The sequence below is a fragment of the Methylopila sp. 73B genome (genome assembly GCF_000526315.1).
Taxonomy (GTDB): Bacteria; Pseudomonadota; Alphaproteobacteria; order Rhizobiales; family Methylopilaceae; genus Methylopila.
Window position 1 is genome coordinate 1,883,413 of the sequence record NZ_JAFV01000001.1, and the last position, 18,858, is coordinate 1,902,270.

The 18,858-nt window shown below is 70.0% G+C and carries 17 protein-coding genes; 16 read left to right on the forward strand and 1 reads right to left on the reverse strand.

Annotated features, from left to right (window positions below):
• Position 1: 1 nt before the first annotated feature.
• The 16 genes from K244_RS0109130 (at position 2) to K244_RS0109210 (ending at position 17,022) form a co-directional block, all read left to right on the forward strand.
• The gene (locus K244_RS0109130; RefSeq protein WP_020185952.1) at positions 2–337 is read left to right on the forward strand and encodes a hypothetical protein; all 336 of its coding nucleotides are present in this window, start codon (positions 2–4) and stop codon (positions 335–337) included.
• A 25-nt stretch (positions 338–362) separates the two neighbouring features.
• Complete coding sequence (locus K244_RS0109135) at positions 363–776, forward strand: GPW/gp25 family protein (RefSeq protein ID WP_020185953.1); 414 nt, start codon at positions 363–365, stop codon at positions 774–776.
• Positions 773–1,687, forward strand: a complete 915-nt coding sequence (locus K244_RS0109140) for a baseplate J/gp47 family protein (RefSeq protein ID WP_020185954.1) — start codon at positions 773–775, stop codon at positions 1,685–1,687. The genes K244_RS0109135 and K244_RS0109140 overlap by 4 nt, the downstream gene beginning before the upstream one ends.
• Positions 1,684–2,928, forward strand: a complete 1,245-nt coding sequence (locus K244_RS22625; protein ID WP_024816405.1) for a phage tail protein I — start codon at positions 1,684–1,686, stop codon at positions 2,926–2,928. The genes K244_RS0109140 and K244_RS22625 overlap by 4 nt, the downstream gene beginning before the upstream one ends.
• A gap of 9 nt (positions 2,929–2,937) precedes the next feature.
• Positions 2,938–5,205 (forward strand): hypothetical protein, encoded by a 2,268-nt coding sequence (locus K244_RS0109150; protein ID WP_020185955.1) that lies wholly within the window; start codon positions 2,938–2,940, stop codon positions 5,203–5,205.
• A 16-nt stretch (positions 5,206–5,221) separates the two neighbouring features.
• On the forward strand, positions 5,222–5,416 hold the full coding sequence (locus K244_RS0109155) for a hypothetical protein (RefSeq protein ID WP_020185956.1): 195 nt from the start codon (positions 5,222–5,224) through the stop codon (positions 5,414–5,416).
• A 1-nt stretch (position 5,417) separates the two neighbouring features.
• Entirely contained in the window at positions 5,418–7,508 is a 2,091-nt protein-coding gene (locus K244_RS23885) for a hypothetical protein (RefSeq protein WP_020185957.1), read from the forward strand.
• 2 nt (positions 7,509–7,510) lie between these two features.
• Entirely contained in the window at positions 7,511–8,014 is a 504-nt protein-coding gene (locus K244_RS21695; protein ID WP_020185958.1) for a DUF4376 domain-containing protein, read from the forward strand.
• Positions 8,015–8,115: 101 nt separating this feature from the next.
• Complete coding sequence (locus K244_RS0109170; RefSeq protein ID WP_020185959.1) at positions 8,116–9,363, forward strand: phage tail sheath family protein; 1,248 nt, start codon at positions 8,116–8,118, stop codon at positions 9,361–9,363.
• A gap of 39 nt (positions 9,364–9,402) precedes the next feature.
• Positions 9,403–9,909 carry a phage major tail tube protein gene (locus K244_RS0109175; RefSeq protein ID WP_020185960.1) on the forward strand — a complete coding sequence of 169 codons (507 nt, stop codon included), beginning with the start codon at positions 9,403–9,405 and terminating at the stop codon, positions 9,907–9,909.
• 90 nt (positions 9,910–9,999) lie between these two features.
• Positions 10,000–10,446, forward strand: a complete 447-nt coding sequence (locus K244_RS0109180) for a phage tail assembly protein (protein ID WP_020185961.1) — start codon at positions 10,000–10,002, stop codon at positions 10,444–10,446.
• A gap of 180 nt (positions 10,447–10,626) precedes the next feature.
• A complete protein-coding gene (locus K244_RS0109190) occupies positions 10,627–14,388 on the forward strand; it encodes a phage tail tape measure protein (protein WP_020185963.1) in 3,762 nt (1,253 codons plus the stop codon).
• Positions 14,385–14,786, forward strand: a complete 402-nt coding sequence (locus K244_RS0109195; protein ID WP_020185964.1) for a hypothetical protein — start codon at positions 14,385–14,387, stop codon at positions 14,784–14,786. Before K244_RS0109190 ends, K244_RS0109195 begins: the two co-directional genes overlap by 4 nt.
• A complete protein-coding gene (locus tag K244_RS0109200; protein ID WP_020185965.1) occupies positions 14,783–15,001 on the forward strand; it encodes a tail protein X in 219 nt (72 codons plus the stop codon). The genes K244_RS0109195 and K244_RS0109200 overlap by 4 nt, the downstream gene beginning before the upstream one ends.
• Positions 14,998–16,047, forward strand: coding sequence for a hypothetical protein (locus K244_RS0109205; protein WP_020185966.1), 1,050 nt, complete (start codon positions 14,998–15,000; stop codon positions 16,045–16,047). Before K244_RS0109200 ends, K244_RS0109205 begins: the two co-directional genes overlap by 4 nt.
• Positions 16,048–16,215: 168 nt before the next feature.
• A complete protein-coding gene (locus K244_RS0109210; protein ID WP_020185967.1) occupies positions 16,216–17,022 on the forward strand; it encodes a DNA adenine methylase in 807 nt (268 codons plus the stop codon).
• 654 nt (positions 17,023–17,676) lie between these two features.
• Here the strand turns inward: K244_RS0109210 and K244_RS0109215 are convergent.
• A complete protein-coding gene (locus tag K244_RS0109215) occupies positions 17,677–18,858 on the reverse strand; it encodes a hypothetical protein (protein ID WP_020185968.1) in 1,182 nt (393 codons plus the stop codon).

The window sequence follows — 18,858 nt, forward strand, 5'->3', positions numbered from 1 at the left end:
CATGACCAAGGAAACCTACACCGTCACGAAGCTCGCCGGGCCTTACGTCGCCGGACATCGGGTCTCTGTCGGCGACACGCTCGAGCTGACCGAGAACGAGGCGCGCTACGAGCTGCAGACGCAGGCGATCGTCCGCAAGGGCGAGAAGCTGCCGTCCGACAAGCCGACGCCGGAGCTTGAGCAGATCCAGGCGAACGCCCGTGGCGAGACCGTGACGCCAGCCGAGCCGGCCGCGTCCGAGCCGACGCCGGCGCCGAGCGCCCCGACGCCGACGCCGGCCCCTGCCGCCGGCGACGGCGCCGCGAAGACTTCGAGCCCGGCCTCGAAGCCGTCCTGAAGCCGCTTCGAAGGGGTCGCGAACGATGATCGGCGCGGTGCGCTACCGGACAGGAACCAACCGTGAGACCGGCAAGCCGCTCTCCGGTTGGGCGCATGTCGAGCAGTCGCTCGGCGTGATCTGGCTGACGCGCCTCGAGCAGCGGGTGATGCGGCTCGCCTTCGGATCGAACCTGCACTCGCACCTCGCCGAGGATCTGACACCCGCGACCGCGCTCGCGATCTACAACGACCTCGTCGCGGCGGCCCATCGATGGGAGCCGGAGTATCGCATCCGCGACATGCAGCTGGTCTCGCTGACGCAGGCCGGCGGCCTCGGCCTTCGCCATCGCGGGATCTACTACCCCGAGGGGCGGTTCGGGAATTACGCGATCGCGACCGAAGCCGGCGCGACGACCGGCATCGTGCGGCGCGAGCAGGCCGCGAGGAGCGCGGCATGACGCGTCCCTCCGCCGTCGACCTGTCGCAGCTCGCAGCCCCCCAGGTGGTGGAGACGCTTTCCTATGAGGCGATTTACGCCGAGCTGAAGGCCGACTTCCTCGCGCGCTGGGCGATCCTCCGCGCGGCGGACCCGACGCTTCCCGTGATCGACGCCCTCGACCTCGAGACCGACTTGCTGGCGGCCATCTTCCAGGCCGCAGCTTTCCAAGTGCTGGTGGTGCGTGCGCGGGTGAACTTCGCCGCTCAGTCCGTGATGGTCGCCTTCGCGACCGGCGCCGACCTCGACCATCTCGGCGCCGGCTTCGGCGTCACGCGCCTCATCGTGACGCCGGCGACCGCGGACGCCGCCGCCGTCATGGAAAGCGACACGCGTCTGCGCCGGCGCATCCAGCTCGCGCCCGAGGCGTACGGCGCGGCCGGCTCAGAGGGCGCCTACGTCTTCCACACGTTGACCGCCGAGCCCGGCCTCTCTGACGTCACGGCCATTCAGGGCGGCCCGGGCGCCGTCACCGTCACCGTGCTCGACGCCGCCGCCGCCACGCCCTCTGCGGCGACGCTCTCCCGGGTGCGGGCGGCGCTGTCGTCCGACCGCGTGCGCCCCCTGACCGACGTCGTCACCGTGCGCGCGCCGACGCTAAAGCCGGCCGAGATCGAGGCGACGCTGACGCTTTACCCCGGCCCGGCCGCAGGCCCGGTGCTGGCCGAGGCGAAGGCCAAGCTCGCCGCCTTCCTCGTCGAGAACCGTAAGCTCGGCCGCGATCTGACGCGCTCGGCGATCACGGCGAAGCTGCACGTCGAGGGCGTCCAGTCGATCGCGCTGACGCGGCCGTCCGCCGACGTGGACACCGGCCCGGCCGACCTCGTCGTGGTGACGGCCGTGAACGTCGTCGTGGGAGCGCGCGACGAATGAGCGAGCGCCTCGTCCCGTCAAACGCCTCGCCGCTCGAGGTCGCGCTCGACGAGACGCTCGGCTCGCGGATTGGCGCGACGCCGATGCCGATCGCGGAATCCTCCCGGCCGCTCGACGCCCCTTCGGCTTTCGTGCCGTTCCTCGCCTTCGGGCGCGGCGTCGACCTCTGGAACCCGGAGTGGAGCGACGAGCGAAAGCGCAAGCTCGCCGATCGCGCGATCGACCTGCAGGCCCGCGCCGGCACGCTGAGCGGCATCCGGGATCTCGTCGATTTCGCGGACGGCCGCGTGCTCAGCGCCGTGACGCCGCCGGCCGAGTTCTTCGCCGGCGGCGACGAGCAGGACGACGACGAGCGCTGGGCGGCCTTCCTGAAGAGCCTGCCCGAGATCCGGATCTTCCAGAACACCTCGGCCGACATCGAAAACGGCTACGCGCCGTTCGACGGCGAGGACGACGCGCTGACGCCGGGCGCCTTCCTCGGGGCGGAGAACGGCGACGAGACGTTCTTCGCGGACGGTCCGCCTGCGGATTTCGAGCGCGCGGTGATGATCCGAAACGGCCATGAGGAGCCGGTGACGATCCGCAAGCGCGCCGATCCCCGTGTCGGCAAGCGGGGCGAGGTCTACGACCTGCATTGGCGTCAGCAGGCCGAAGCCTGCGCCCTGTTCGACGATCCCTCCAGCGCGGACGGGTTCCTCGACGGCCTGCCGAAGATCCAGACGCACGTCAGCGTCGCGCTCGGCTACGGCTTCGCCGGCGGCGAGAACTGGCACCTCGTCGCGCCGATGGACCGAGTGCAGGACATCCGGCCTGAGCTGGGCATGCTGCCCGCCGAGGACCTCGTCGCGCTCTATCTCGACGATGGTTACGCGAACGTCGGGTTCGCGGACGCCGAAGATCCGCAACGGCACATCTATCGCTCGATCCGCATCCTCGAGCGCGCCGCGGACTGGAGCCCGGCCGCGTCTTTCGCCGACTTCGACCGGCTCGGCATGCCCGCCTACACGGCCGAGCTTGTCGTCGAGATCCCGTCCACCGCCGCCCGGGAAGACGCTTACGCGGACGCCTGTTTCGCGGAGGCGTGTTTCGCCGACCGCCCCTTCGATCCGACCACGCTCAACTTCGTCTGCGACGCGGTCGTCGCCGCCAAATCGCTGCGCGACGACATCCTGCTCGACCTCAACGTCGTCACCCGCCGGTCGCTCTCGAGCGCTCGAACCTTCGCCGATCTCCAGCTCTAGGCCCGCACAATGGAAACCCGCGTCAACCTCTATCCCTATCAGGTCATCCCGGCCGGCGAACTGAACGCGCTGCAGGGCTACGCCCAGGCGTCGATGGACCGGATCGTCCGCGAGTTGCTGTTCGACGAGCCGCGCTATTCCGGCTTTACGGTCACGGCGCCCTCGGCGCTGCAGCTGTCCGTCGCAAGGGGCGCGTTCTATCGCGCCGGTCAGGTCTATCCCTCGACCGACGTCCAGAGCCTCTCGCTGACCTCGCTCCTGCCGTCGAGCGGAAGCCGCATCGTGCTGGTGGTGGTCTCCGGCGACACGGTGAACACGGACGAACAGTCGGTGAAGTTCCTGGTCGACGCCGTCACCCGGGCCGTCCAGCCCCGCCCCGTCGCCCGCCGCGTCGCCCGACAGGCGAGCATCGAGCTCGTCGCTGGCGCCGCCAGCGCCTCGCCGTCGCGGCCTGCGCTCCCCGCCGGCTCGATCGTGGTGTCGTCGCTGCGCCTCGCGCCGTCCGGCGTCGTCGATGGCCCGGACATGGAGACGGCGAACAGCGCGATCTCGCTCGAGAAGGCGATGACGGCGATCGCCTTGCTGCAAGCGCAGGACAAGAAGACGGCCGCGCTGATCAACACGCTGCGATCCGACAACGCCGCGATGGCGAGCCAGATCAAGGCGACGGCCACCCGGGCGGAGCTGGGTTGGATGATCCGCGACATCATCCAGATGAAGGAGCGGCTCGACATCCCCGACAACCAGTCGCCGCGCGGCATCGACTACTTCGTGACCGACAGCGAGACCGATGGCGCCAGCACGGCGATCGTCGAGGGCGGCTACGTCAAGTTCGGTGAGATCGAGCGCGCGTCCCAGCTGGTCGCGCTGCTCAACCCGTCCGACAGCCGCGTCGACATCTCCGAGATCGGCCTGATCATGCCGAAGTCGACCGACGCGTTGCGGATCGAGGTCGACGACAAGGACGCCGAGATCGCGATCGCGTCCTATGGCATCGCCGCCAACGTCCTCAAAAAGCAGACGCTGACGCGGAGCTACTACTACTACGCCGAGAAACAGCCCTACGAAGAGCTGGAGACCAAGCTCAAGCAACAGTACGTCGTGCGGGTTCGGAACCCGAAAACCGACGCTTTCGAGGTGCTGGAGCTTGCCGGGGCGAACTGGCGGCTGGTCTCGCGCGGCAACGACGGCCTGCCGGGCGACTCGCCCTTCTGGCGGATCGACGTGACGACCGACACGTGGTCGATCGGGGCCACCACCGTGAACGTCTCCGGCGCGAAGATCGCGCAGACTTTCCTCTGCGCGCAGGCGGGCTGGCACAAGCGCCTCGACGTCGGCTTCACCGACATCGCGGCGGTCGGCAACGTCTTCGTCGCGATCACGAAGTGCAACGAGGCCGGCACTCCCGATCTCAACAACACCGTCGCCACCGCGACCGTCGCGGCGTCCGCCCTGAAAAAATGGCCGGCCTGGTCGTCGGTCTTGTTCGATCCGTTCTGGCTCGAGCGTGGCGTCCGCTACGCCGTGGTGCTGATCTCGACCGGCAATCACCGGGTGGGCATCTCGAAGTCCAACGACCTGACGAACGGCACCCTCTTCATCTCGACCGACGGCGACTACTGGTCCGGCTCGATCGAGCAGGACCTCGTGTTCCGGCTCTGGGGCTGCAAGTTCGCGTCGAACAACGTCACCGTCGAGATCGGCGACATCGCGCTGCCGGGCGGCATCCGCCAGCTGCAGGCGATCTTCACCGGCTTCCAGCCGGCCGGCACGGATCTGATCATGCAGGCGCAGATCGCCGGCGCATGGCGGACGATCGGCGAGAAGGACGCGACGATCCTCTCGACCGCGCCGACGCAGGTGAAGCTGCGCCTCGTGTTCGTGGGCACGAAGGATCTGATGCCGGGCGTCGACCTGACGGCGAGCCGGATGATCGCCTCGCGGCCCCGGACGCCGACCACCCACATCTCGACCGTGCAGTCGATGCCGGCCGGCGGCGTCACCGCCTCGAGCGTCAAGCTCGTGCTGGAGATGATCGGCTTCGACGCCGCGATCCACACCCTGACCGCCGCCGTGCTGCACGGCGCCGGCTACGCCACCGAGGTCGCCGCGACCTCGTTCCGGACCGAGACCATCGGGCCGGGCAAGACGCGCCGCGTCTTCACCATCGGCGGCCTGCCGAACATCACGTCCTTCAAGCTGAAGTTCACGATGGGCTCGTCGAACCCCGCCAAGCTGTTCTCGGTCGTGAGCCGAGACCACACCGGCTACACCTGAAAAAGGATCTCTGAACATGGCCGCCAAGAAAACCGCCCCCGAGGCCGAGGTCTCGCCCTCGGGCTATTGGGACGTCACCGTCAGCCGGAAGGTCTCCGACGTGTTCGGCGCGAACTTCCACCCGGGTCCGGTCCACACCGTCAACGACGCCGTGCTCGAGGCGCTCGGCGACGCGGTCCTGACCAAGACGCCGCACGTCGAGCCGGTCTGACATGGCCGGTCGGGAGCCGCTCGATTACACGCAGGAGCTGCTGAAGGCCGAAAACGGCGACGAGCGGCTCGTCGACCTGTTCGACCGCCTGTTCGGCGACGTGGACGCCAGGCTCCGCGGCGTCGAGGCGGCGGCGACGAGCGTCGCCGAGCTGCAGGGCAAGCTTCTGCAGGACGGTCAGGACATCATCGACGAGGTGGTCGGGCCGCTGACCGACCGCATCCGCTCGGCGGCCGACATCGGGGTGATCTTCACCGCGGGCTCGGTCTCGGAAGCCACGGTCGGGCTCGGCGTCCGCACCTTCGTCGTCGTCGAGGCCGACCGCGCGGCCTTCGCGCCGGCCGCGATGCTCACCGTGACGGCGACGGACACGCCGGCGGTCGCGATGTTCGGCCGCAAGGTGGCCTACGAACGCGACGCCGGCGTGCTCGAGATCGAGGTGCTGTCGGCCGAGGGCGCGGGCGCCTACGCCGGTTGGACCGTCACCGCCGGCTCGCGCGTCGCCAACGCCTCGCAGTCGGCGCTGACGCCCGTCGAAGGCTTCGTCGCCCAGACGGTGCAGGCGTCGATCGCCGCCCTGGCGGAAGCGGTCGGCAACGACCCTGCCTTCGCCGAGCATGTCGTTGCGGCGCTCGCCGAGATCTACACCAAGACCCAGACCGACGATCTGCTCGGCGCCAAGGCCACCAAGACGACTGCGCTGACGGCGCTGGCCGCCCTTGTCCCGGCCGCCGACCGCGTCGTTTCGTTCTCGTCCGCCAACGGCGCGACGCTTCTTCCCGCCGGCGCGATCGGCAAGGCGCTGCTCGCCGCCGCGGACTCGTCCGGCGGTCTGGCGATCCTCGGAGCGGCGCCGCTCAACGCACCGACCTTCACCGGCGCCGTCTCAGCGCCGACGGTCGGCGTCGGCAACAACAGCACAAGGGTCGCCACGACGGCGTTCGTCCAGGCGGCGATCGCGGCGCTGGTCAACTCGTCGCCGGCGGCGCTCGACACGCTGGTGGAGCTGGCGACGGCGCTCGGCAACGACGCCAACTTCGCGACCACGATGAACGCCGCGCTTGCGGCCCGCCTGCGCTACGACGCCGCCCAGGCGCTCACCGACGCTCAGAAGGCGCAGGTGGTCGCGAACGTCGGCCTCGACGCGGTCTATCCCCGCCTCGACGGGGGCAACGCCGGCGGCTTCGGCGTCCGGAACCGGCTCATCAATGGGGATTTCCGGTTCGCGCAGCGAGGCCTGTCGCAGACGGCCGGCGGCTACGGTTCGCTCGATCGCTGGTATCTCGTCTGGAGCGGCTCGGGGATGACGGTATCCCAGGCGGACACTGGCGAAGGCGGCTTTTGCGCGCGCTTGGCTCTTACCGTCGCCGGCAACTACACTTTCGAGCAACGGATCGAGCACGCCGCCACGCTCGCCGGCCGGAAGGTCACCTTCTCGTTCGAGGTGCGGACGATCTCAGGGTCCGGCCACACGATCCGTCCGACGATCATCCAGCGCTTCAACGACAGCGCCTCGGTGGCCTACGGCCCAGCGGCCGTCGCGGGTCCTGCGGACTCCACCGGTTGGGTCAAATTCTCCTATACCGTCGACCTCACCTCAGCCGCCGGTAAGACCTACGGCGTCGGGCACCATCTCGCCGCGCGCATCACCGTGACGAACCCATGCACGATCGAGATCCGGCGCGCGCAGTTCGAGGAAGGCGGGGCCGCGACGCCGTTCGAGCGTCGGCCGGAGGCGCTCGAACTGGCGCTGTGCCAGCGCTACTTCGCGAAGACCTACCCGGTGACGACGCCGCTTGCAGCGGCGAACGCTGCGGGTGCGCTCACCGCGTCGCCTCAGACGTCCGGCTCGACCGCCTTCGCTCGCGCGCAGGCGAGCGTGACGTGGGAGCTGCCGGTGGCCATGCGGGCTACGCCGGCGGTCACGCCCTACAGCCCCGTTTCGGGAGCTACGACCCGGGGCCACGACGGCGTGGCCGACGCCATCGCCGAGGCCGTCACCTCTGACAAACGCATCCTGCTGCGGCCGACAGGGACCGTCGCCTCGGGCCAGATCTACAGCTACCACGCAACCGCCGACGCGGAGCTTTGACCATGGACATCCAGAGCGTCACCTTCGCCGATGACCTCCAGTCCGCCGTTTTGGTCGAGACCGCCGGCGGCGGCGCCTTCACCGCGCCGTGGCCCTGCGCCACGTGGCACCGCGAGCCGATCGAGGCGTGGATCACGGCCGGCGGCGTGATCGCCGCGCCGGCCGAGCCCGAGGTCGACCTCACGGCCTACGCCGCTCAGCGGCGCTGGGAGATCGAGACTGGCGGCCTCGACGTCGCCGGCATGCGGGTCGAGACCGACGATCGCGCGAAGCTTCTGCTGGCCGGCGCCCGGATCAATGCCGAGGCCAATCCGGCCTATGTCACGCGCTGGAAGGTCGCCGGCGGCTGGGTCGAGCTGACCGCCGCCGAGATCGTCGCCATTTCGGACGCGGTCCTCGCCTTCGTCGACCGGCTGTTCAACGCCGAGCTGGACTTGCACGAGGCGATCGCCGGCGGCACGGTCACGACTGAGGCGGAGATCGACGCGGCGCTCGCCGCCGCCTGACGCCCGGCCGGGGCTGACAACTGTCAGCCCCTCGTTTCCCACGTCGTTCTGCGAGCATGCGGCTTCTCAGACCTTACGGTCAACCGAGGAGCAAGACGAACGTGGCAGCCACTACCCCGCATGTCGGCGTCCGGGTCTTTTCTGACCTTTCGAGCACCGTCGCCTCGATCGACACCCGCGACTCGACCGTCATCGGCATGGTCATGCCGTGCCCGAACATCGCCTCGGGCGACGCCTCCAAGTTCCCGCTGAACGAGCCGGTCCGGCTGTCGACGGACGATCCGGAGATGGTCGCGGCCCTTGGCGCCGGCCTTGCGCAGGACGCTGTGGCCCAGATCGCCTCCGAGGGGGTCACCACCGACCTCATCTTCGTTCGGGTGGGGTCCGACGCCGACGATACCGCGCAGCACGGCCTGGTCGTCGGCTCGGCCGCCCTCAAGACCGGCATCTGGGCGCTGCTCGACGCCAAGTCTCAGATCGGCCTCGAGCCCGGGCTGATCATCTCCCCCGGCTTCACCGATCGCCGTGTCGGCAACGCTGCGAACCCCGTCGTGGTCGCGATCGACGCCGTCTGCGAGCGCCTGATCGACTGCATGGGCGTCGTCGATGCAAGCCCGGCCAGCCGTGAGGCCGCGGTCCTCCACGCCTCCGACTTCGCGACGTCGCTCAACATCATCGACTGCTACCCGGCCGTTCGCGTCATGCTGAACGGCTCGGTCGTGACGCGGCCGATGAGCCCGCACGTGGCGGCCGCCATTGTGCGCTCCGATCGCGCCAACGGCACCCCCTTCAAGGCGTTCTGGAACAAGCCCCTGAAGGGCATCCTCGGGCCGGCGCGCAAGGTCACCTACTTCGACGGCCGCACCGACAGCGACGCCAACTTCCTCAACCTCGCCGGCGTCATGACCGTCATCGAGAACAAGCTCCTCTGGGGGCCGTTCTCGACCGCGACCGACCCGACCGTGAGGGGCTACCGGTCGATCAAGCGCATCCGCACCCGGCGGTCGATCGAGAAGGCGATCCCCCGGGCGCTGCGCCAGTACAGCGGCCAGGATCTCGGGCCGCATCTCGTCACGCTGATCTCGACCGCGCTCGCCGAGGCGATCGAGGAGCGCAAGGCCCTCGGCGCGCTGATCGACGGCGAGATCGTCTGGAAGCGCGGGCTGAACCAGAACACGTCCCTGCGCGACGGCGTCCTCAAGCTGACCTTCCGTCAGGAAGAGACGCCGGATCTCGTCGACCTGCAGATCTTCGCGGAGGCGATGCCCGAGGCCTACGACACGCTGTGGAGCTCGATCGAGCAGGCGATCTCGTCTCTCGGCAATCCCAGCATCCGCGTCGCGGCGTAAGCGCCGGACCCCGCCCTTTCGTCCTCTCGGAGACCCCACATGGACAGCCTGATTCAGGGCGCCAACTGGTTTGTGGACACGCTGAACCAGCGCCTGCGCATCGCGAAGCTCCAGCTCCCGACCCTGTCGAAGGAGATGACGACGCTGAAGCCCGGCGGCGGCTTCTACCAGCTCGACGTGCCCGACGAGGTGAAGGCGCTGGAGTCGCCGTTCTCGCTCAACGGCTCCCACGGCGACGTGCGCTCGCTGTTCGGCCGCGAGGCCGGCGATTGGACCAACTTCTTCTACTACGAGCGCCTGCGGGACATTCAGGCGGGGTCCAACGTCGGTCGCGTCGTTCGCCTGAAGGGGCTGCTGACCGAGGTCGAGCAGGCCGAGGTCGCCGGCAAGAAGGCCGAGGAGACGAACTACAAGGTCGGCACGATCGTGCTCTACCACGACATCGTGGACGGCCAGACGATCCACAAGTTCGACTTCTTCAACAACCAGCTCGTGATCAACGGCGTGGACTACACGGCCGAGCACAACCGTCTGATCGCCGCCTGACGACGGCGCGTTCAGCGCCGACGACGCAAGGGCGAGGAGCGCTGAAGCCCTCGCCCTTTCCACATCCAGCCCAAGCCGCCCGAGGGTCCTATGACTGACGCCGCCGCCAATCCGCTGAAGGTCGATCTCGATCAGATCCCGCTGCCGCCCGAGGACGTGATCAAGGACATGCTCGCCGACGAGCAGCCCTCCGCGCCGACGCCGCAGCCGGCCGCGCCCGCCGCGGCGCCGCAGGTCGAAACCCTCGACTTCGTGAAGCGCGACGTTCGGGAGAAGGCGATCCCGCTCGAGCATCCTTTCCGGCGCGACGGCGCGCTCGTCGAGCAGATCGTCGTCCGCCGCCTGACCGGGTTCGAGGTGGGCGAGTTCGTCCGCACGTCTCTCGGCGTCGACAAGGGGTTCGACCGCTTCGAGCTGTACGCCACGATGACCGGCGTCCCGGCGCCGGTGCTCCGCGGCCTCGATCAGGACGATCTGATGGCTCTGACCGACGTGGCCTCGGATTTTTTGCCCCGCGGGTTCGCGGCGCGCGGCTGAATCTCGACCTCGCGGACTGGCGCCGCATCGTCGGCCGGGTAGCGGCGCTTTACGCGACGCCGCTCCCGGCGGTCCTCGCGATGGACTGGGACGAGATCGTCGCGTGGTGGAGCGAGGGCGCCGAGATCCACGCCGAGACCTGGGGGCTGTTGCCGGCCGCTTTCGCAAAGATCGTCTGACATGTCCGATTTCGACGTCGCCCTTCGCCTTAAGCTGCTGAACGAACTGTCCGGCCCGGCGAAGGTCGCGGCCGGCGACATGGCCACGCTGAAGGCCACCGTCTCCTCCCTCGACGGCGTCAACGCCGGCGCGAAGCTCGCCAAGGATCTCGGCCTCGTCGATCGCGCCGCCGATCAGGCCGGGGCCGAGCTGCGGGACGCCGCCAAGGCCGCTGCCGCGATCGGACAGGCCGATGGGGCGGTCGATCTCGCCCGCGATCTCGGCCGCGCCGGGCAAGCCGCCGACACTGCGACGGCGGAGATCCTGCAGGCCCACAAGGCGGCGGCGAGCCTCGGGGCCGCCGCTGGCCCTGAAAATCTCGCCCAGGATCTGAAGGCTGTCGACAGCGCCGCGGGCCAAGCCGGGGCCGAGCTGCAGGGCGCCGCTAAGGCCGCCGCCGCGATCGGACAGGCAGACGGGGCGGTCGCTCTCGCCCGCGATCTCGGCCGCGCCGAGCAGGCGGCCGACGCAGCGACGACGGACATTCTGAAGGCGCACAAGGCAGCGGCCAGCCTCGGGGCCAGCGCCGGGCCGGACAACCTCGCGCGGGACCTGAAGGCGGTCGATCGTGCGGCCGACGCGGTCGTCGAAGGCCTCGCGAAGACGAAGCGCGCCGTCGCCGGCCTCGGCGCCGCGGACGGCGCGAGCGAGGTCACGCGCGATCTGAAGACGCTCGACAAGGCGGTCGACAACGCCGCCGCGAAGCTCTCGAAGGTGGTGCGGGCGTTCTCGAAGCTCGGCGAGGGCGACGGCGCCGAGACGCTCGCCCGTGACATCCGGGACGCGGACAAGGCGGCGGACGCGGCGTTGAAGAGCCTCGCCCGCATGGCGCGGGCGGTCGAGCGCATCGCGCAGTCGGACGGCGCCCGTGAGCTCGCCCGCGACCTTCAGTCGATCGACCGCTCGGCCGACCGCGTGTCCCGCGATCTTGCCGGCGTCGCTCGCGAGGCGGCCCAGCTCGGCCGAGGTGACGGCGCGGGCGTTCTGCGGCGTGGGCTCGAAGGGATCACCCGCCAAGCCCGCGAGGCCGCCGGCGCGGTCGCGAAGGTGAGGCAGGAGCACGCCTCCGCCGTCCGCAACGCTTCGCCGGCCGGGCGCATGGAAGGTGGCGGCGGAGGTTCAGGCTTCGCGCTGCCGCTCGGCATGGTGCCGCCGATCGCCGCCGGCGCGCTCGCCTACCAGACCGGCAAGGACATGTTCGGCGCGTCGATCGCGATCGAGAAGTCGCTCGCCGAGGTGCGCAAGTTCTACGACCTCGACGATCCGTTCCGCCTCGGTCAGGTCAAGGCCGAGATCCTTGGGCTCGTTGATGACCTCAAGCGCAGCCCGGAGGCGATCGGCAGCGTCTACGCCCGAGCAGGGCAACAGGGCATCCCCCTCGATCAGGTGCGGAACTACGCCCGCGAGGTGATCGCGATCGCGACCGCCTGGGACACCGCCGAGGAGGAGACGGCGAACGCGATCGGCACGCTGAAGACTACGTTCGATCTCGACCAAGCCGGCATCATGAAAACCGCCGGCGCGATCAACGCGATCGCGGACGGGCTCGAAGGGCCTGTTAGCGAGACGGGACTTCTCGACTTCCTCAATCGGACAGGCAACGCGGGCCGCCGTCTAGGGATGTCTGCGAAGGAGATCGCCGCGATCGGCGGCGCCTTCGCTTCGATCGGCCGGCCGATCGAAGTAGCCGGTTCGGCCGTCAACGCGATCATCTCCAAGCTTGAGAACGCAAGCTCTCTCCCGAAGGACGCTCAGGCGGCGATCCGCCTGCTCGGGACCACGCCGAAAAAGCTCGAGAAGGACATCAAAGCTGGGGGGATCGACGGGTTCCTCAAACTGCTCGATCGGATCAAGGCCTCACCGCATGCCAATAAGATCGGCTTCGAGCTGTTCGGTCTGGAGAACGTCGACGAGTTTCAGAACCTCCTAGGGGCGCTCGATCAGGTCCGCAAAGCTCTAAAGCTGGTCGAAGACGACAGCGCCAACGTCGCCTCGTTGAAGAAAACGTTCGACATCTTTTCGGGCACGACGGCCGCCAACATCGCCGGCTTCAAGGCGAATCTGCAGGTGACGGGCGACGCGCTCGCCAGCGACTGGCTACCGGCCGTCAACGGCGCGCTCGAGCGCTTCAACACGCTGATGAGGGAGCTGCGCGAGTCCGGTACGGTTCTGGACGAGATCCGGACGAACGCCATGGGGTTCGCGCAGGGCATGGGCTACGACGGCCCGGGCGCCATGCTCGACGACATCGGCCGGCGGCTCGGCGTCATCTCCCAGAGCGCGCGGGAGCCGGGCGACAAGCTGGCGCAGGGCTTTGAGGCCGCGCGACAGACAGGCGTCGCGCTTCGCCAGATGATCGACGACATCGCGCAAGCGCTCCGGATCGCCGGCGACAGCTGGACGTCGCTCTTCGGCGAGGGCGACGCGAAAAAGGCCGCGACCGAACGGCTGAACAACTGGTTTGCGGACCTTGTGACCGACCCCAAAACCGGCACGCTCGACGCGCTGGCGATGGGTCTCGTCGTGCCCGAGGAGCACAAGGCCGCCGCCCGCAAGCGCCGCGCCGACCGCGAGGCGGCGACCCGGAAGGCCGGCGAGCGGCCGGCTGACGTCGCCGGCCCCGATCAGGCGGAACGGTCCGAGGACCTGCAGCGGATCATCCGCGATCGCCCCTCGGCCGAGACGCCCCGACCGCCCGAAGGCAAGACGGCGCGCGAGCGCCTCGAGGACGCCTTCGCGCCCCTCCCGCTCACCACCGATCTGAAGGATCTTCGGGACGCGCTGCGCCTTCGTCGCCAGCCCGGCGAGACGGCGCCTGCGCCTCCGCCGGCGACGCCGGCTGACAGCGCGCCCAGCCCGAAGCCGGTCACCCCCAAGCGCGTGATCCCGCTGCCGCCGGTCGCGCCGACGATCGACCTCCGCCGCCTGCAGGAGACGTTCTCGCCGACGATCACGCCGAAGACGCCGATCGTTCTGCCGCCGCGGGCCGACCGCGCAAGCGCGCGTCCCGCGCCGACGCCGGCGACGTCCGGTGACAGTGCGCCCAGCCAGTCGCCGGCCACCCCCAAGCGCGTGGTCCCGCCGCCGCCGGACGCGCCGCCGATCGACCTCCGCCGCCTTCAGGAGACGTTCTCGCCGACCATCACGCCGAAGACGCCGATCACGCCGCCGGCGGCTGTGGCCCCCGCTGCGGCCGAGCGCGCAGCCCCGCGTCCGGCGCCCACGACGGCGTCGTCGCCGGCGAAGCCCGACCCGATCGTGCTTCCCAAGCCTCAGCCCGATCGCGGGGTGAAAGCGGAGATCGAGGCGGCGTACGGGCTCGATCTCGGCCGCGTCGGCGAGAAGGCGATGGCGGATTACGTTGCGGCGATCAACGTGGGCGGCTCTCAGGCCGTCTCGGTCGCGCAGGGATACGCCGCGCAGATCAAGGCCGCGTTCGGCTTCACAGTCGAGCCGACGATCAGCCCGCGCTACGTCAATCCGGGACCGCCGGCGGCTGGCACCGCCCCGGCGGCTCCGGCCGCCGCGCCCGGCAAGCAATCCGCCGCTCCGGCGGCCACGCGCACCCAGGTCGCCGGCGCGCCGTCGCTGCACCTCACCCAGCACATCTACGGGCAGAGCGACCCCAAGGCGACGGCGCGCGTCGCCGAGCGCCGCGCGGATCGCGCCATCCGGCAGGCGCAGGCCGGCGCCCTGCATGATCTCGGATCGGCGACCGCATGACCGCCCTCCTGTCCATCGGCGGCGCGGTCCTGCGCACCATCGGCCTCAATCCGCAACGCGTCGCGACCTCGAGCGAGGGACGCGTGCCGGGCCGGCCGACCTTCGGCGGCATGGACTATCAGCTGACCGGCCTCGACGAGCGCGCCACCTCGATCGAGGCCGAGACGATGCCGTTCATCGTCGGCGGCCTCGACGCTCTCGGCTGGCTCGAGCTTCATCACCAGCGCCAGGACGCCGTGCCGTACATCCGCCTGCAGGCCAACTTCCTCGGCGTCGTCGCGGGCAATGTCATCATCCGCTCGCTCGACGTCGAGGAGGGCCGCTTCCATCCCTTCACCGGCGTCGGCCGGCAGGTGACGGCGACGATCGAGCTGCTGCACGTCGGGAGCCTTCTGTGACGGTCTACGAGGTCACCAGCGAACGCGAGCGGCTCGACCGGATCGCGAAGGCCGTGATGGGTGCGGAGACCGGCGGCGGGATTGAGGCGCTGCTCGCGGCGAATCCGGCGCTAGCGTCAAACGGCCCATTCGCCCCCTTCCAGACGAAGGTGGTCGCCGGTGACGCCACGCCCACGCGCGACGTCGCGACCGCGCTCACGAGGCCCTGGGAGTGAAGATCCTCCGCAAGCCGGTCATCCGCGTCACGGGTCCGACCGGCGTCGACCTCGTCGGCCGCTGGGGACAGGCGCTGCTCGGCGTCACGATCACGGATCACGCCGGGCACGAGAGCGACGAGTGCGTGATCCGGCTGCGGCGGGCGCCGCCATGGGACGCGCCGCCGCCGACCGGCGCTCGCTACACCGTCGAGGTCGGCTGGGCGGGCGCAGGCCTCGCGATGACAGGCGTCTACACGACCCAGCGCCATCGCATCTCCGGCTCGCCCGAGGAGGGCGAGGAGATCGAGGTGGTGTGCCGGGCGGCCGACTTCCTCGACAAGGGCAAGGCCGTCGACAGCGAGCACTTCGACGAGGAGAACGGCCACGGCACGGCCGGCAAGATCTTCGAGACGCTGGCCGCCCGCATGGGCGTCGAGGCCGTCGTCGATGCTGAGATCGCCGCTGTCGCGGTCCCCTATCGGCTGCGCTGGCGGCAGAGCGCGATCGACTTCGCGAGCGAGCTGGCCGACGACGTCGGCGCGGTCGCCAAGCCCCAGGCCGGCAAGCTCGTCGTGACGAAGCGCGGCGGCGGCTCGTCCGCCAGCGGCAAGGCTCTGCCTCCGGTCCATGTCGTCTACGACGAGAGCTACGCCTTCGACGTCAACGGCGAGCCGCGCGGCTCCTACGCCAAGACGTCCTCGCCGTGGTTCGACGGCGAGGCGGGACGCGACGACGTCGAGGAGTTCGACAGCGCGAGCGCGACCTCGGCCAGCGGCGACATCCACCCGGCGCCCTCGAAGGAAGAGGCCAAGAGCCGCGCCTCGGCCGCCGGCGACGCCCAGGCGCGCGGAGGGCTCACCGGATCGTTCGAGATGGCCGGCAATGCGGCGGCCGTCGCCGGCGCGCCGCTGATCGCCTCGGGCTTCGGCGCCGGCGTCGACGACGTCGACTGGCGCATCGGGACCGTCACCCACGACATCACGCCCGACGTGGGCTGGGTCACGACCGTCGAGGTCGAGACCAAGCCGAAGAAGAAGGAGGAGAAGAAGAAGGCCGCGACCTGACGGGTGGCGAGGGCCGGCTTGCGCCGGCGACGGGGATCAGTTGGCGCCGAGACCCGTCCGACGATGCACATGAATGACCGCCGCCCCGCCCCGTGCTCGCTCAGGAGCGCACGGACGGTCGGCTGATTCCGGGATGACGGGATAGTGGACGCGTTCACGAACTTGGGGATGACCGAGGCGCCGCGCGCCCGGCCGTTGGCGGGCTACGTCGGCGGAAAGAAGATGCTGGCGAGGCGGCTCGCCGAAATCATCGACCAGACGCCGCACGACCTCTACGGCGAGGTGTTCGCCGGCATGGGCGGCGTGTTCTTCAAGCGCCGGCTCGCGCCGAAGGTCGAGGTGATGAACGACCTGAGCCGGGACGTGGCGACGTTCTTCCGCGTGCTCCAGAACCATCATCAGGCCTTCCTCGACATGCTGCGCTGGCAGCTGGCGAGCCGGGAGGAGTTCGGGCGCTTGCTCGGGCAGGACCCGGAGCGCCTGACCGACCTTCAGCGGGCCGCGCGCTTCCTCTACGTCCAGCGCCTCGGCTTCGGCGGGAAGGTGGTCGGCCGGACGTTTGGGGTCTCGCGGGAGCGCGCCGCGCCGTTCGACGTCCACAAGCTCGCGCCGCTGATCGCCGAGGCTCACGAGCGCCTCGCCGGCGTGTGGATCGAGTGCCTGACCTGGGCGGCCTTCCTCGACCGCTGGGACCGGCCGGGCGCCCTGTTCTATCTCGACCCGCCCTATTGGGGCACGGAGAGCTACTACGGCCCCGGCATGTTCGCGCCGGCGGATTTCGCCGCGCTCGCGACCCGCTTGAAGGGGCTTCGAGGGCGCTTCGTGATGTCTTTGAACGACCTTCCGGAGACCCGTGAGACGTTCGCCGGGTTCTCGATCGAGACGGTGCCCGTGACCTATACGGCCGGCCTGTCCAACGGGACGCGAGCGACGGAGATCATCATCACCGGGGGAGGCTCGGCCGTTGCTCCATAGCCGCCCCGTTTGCTGCAGATTCAAGTGTCCGGAATTGCAGATTCATGTGTCCGGCTACAGGGAGCAGCGTCGAACTCCGTCATGGAAGGTCTCCCTCTCGGGGCGTGGAAGGCGTCGCCGCCGTTCCTCGCCCGCAGTTCTGGAGCATGGGAGAAACCTACCCGACGAGCGTCACGCTGTCAATGCATATTTTCCTAGTTAGGATTTTTAGCTGGTCACGAGCGGAGCGTGTGGGACGGCCGGCGGCGCGCTGGGTCTGGCTCCGATGACCCGGCGGGGCCGGCTTAGGCCAATCGGGAGTCCGCTGCGACGCGCGCTACGGCACGCACTCCGCGCCGGACTGGTAGGCGGTGCGCGGTCTCGCCCGTTAACCGCTCGTGAACCGTCTGAACCGGAGATGAACCTTATTATTAGAATAAATTCAGATTGGCTGAGCTAACGTCGCGCCGCGTCCAGGGTGTCCCCCGTCCGAAAGACGCTGCGCCGGAATTCCGCCCCTCTCCGGTTCAGGCCCCTTAGACGATGCTCAACCGTTGGGGAGCGGTTGAGCGCCTTTTCCGCTCCCTGCGTTTGGGTTCACCCTGTCCGGATCGTCGCGGCGAGCGGTTCTCGAGCCTTGCGGAAGCCTACCCGGCGAGCGTTGGGCGTTCGGGTCTATCCTGTCACGGCGAGCACCCGCGCGCGGATGTCGACGCGCGGGTCGCACGCGAGCCGCGGGCGAAGGTCGGCGGCCAGCGCCCGGGCGCGGGCGGCGGCGACTGGCTGGGCGTAGGCGCTGCGGACGGCGGCGCGGAAGGCCTCCGCGCTGCGCTCGTCCCGTGAGACGACCTTCATCACGCCCGCTTCCGCGGCCCGCCGGGCGTGATAGCCCTGCTCCAGATGCTGGGGCGCCGCCACCTGCGGCAGGCCGGCGCCGAGGCCGAGGCACAGGATGCCGTGCTGCCCCGCGCTCAGCAGCAAGCGGGTGCGGCGGGCGATGGCGTCGACCGGGACGGGGGCGGCCTCGACCGTCACGCCGCGGGCCGCCAGCCGCCCGGCGACTGCGGCGTCGAGGCCGGGGATGAAGGCGCGGGTCGGCGCGCCGAGGTCTTCCAGCGCCTCCATCAACGCCGGATCGTCGCGCTCGGTGGTGGAGAAGTAGACGAAGATCTCCTCGCCGGAGCCGTCGGACGGGGCGGTCGGCAGATCAGCCACCGGCGGCAGCAACGGCCGCGTCCGCAGCCCGTCGTAGGGGTCGAGCATCGGCAGCGTGCGCGCGAGCTGGTCGTCGGAGGCGTAGACCGCCGGCAGCCGGTCGATCTCGGGAACGCCAAGCGGCGTGGCCGCGCGGTTGACGGCCGCGACGATGTCGCGCTCGTCGTAGAGCCGCTCGGCGTGCTCGGGCATGAAGATCGGAAACGCAGGCATGTCCGGGGGCGGGCAGGAGTAGCCGACGCCAATTGCGACGGCGGGCACGCCGAGGCTGCGCGCGGCCATCAGCGCGCAGGGCGCGAAGTCGCCGACCACCAGCGCGATCCGCCGACAGCGGATCACCTCCTGCCACCACGCGATCTGGCGCGTCAGGAAGGCCTCGTCGCGAAAGCCGAGGTCGCCGAGAAACTCGCCCCACGTTGCGGTGTGGACCGCGCCGGGGCCGCGCCGGTGGGCGTCGCGCGGGCGAAGCGCGCCGCCCGGGAACACCAGCTCGCAGACCGGCTCGAGCTCGGCGGCGTGCTCCATGCGGCAGAGCGCGGCGTCGAAGACGAAACGGTCGCCGAGCGCCTCGGCGACCGTTTTCAGGGTGACGACGTGACCGCGCCCGGCCCCGCCTTCCCAGGCGAGCAGAGCGCGCCGCAC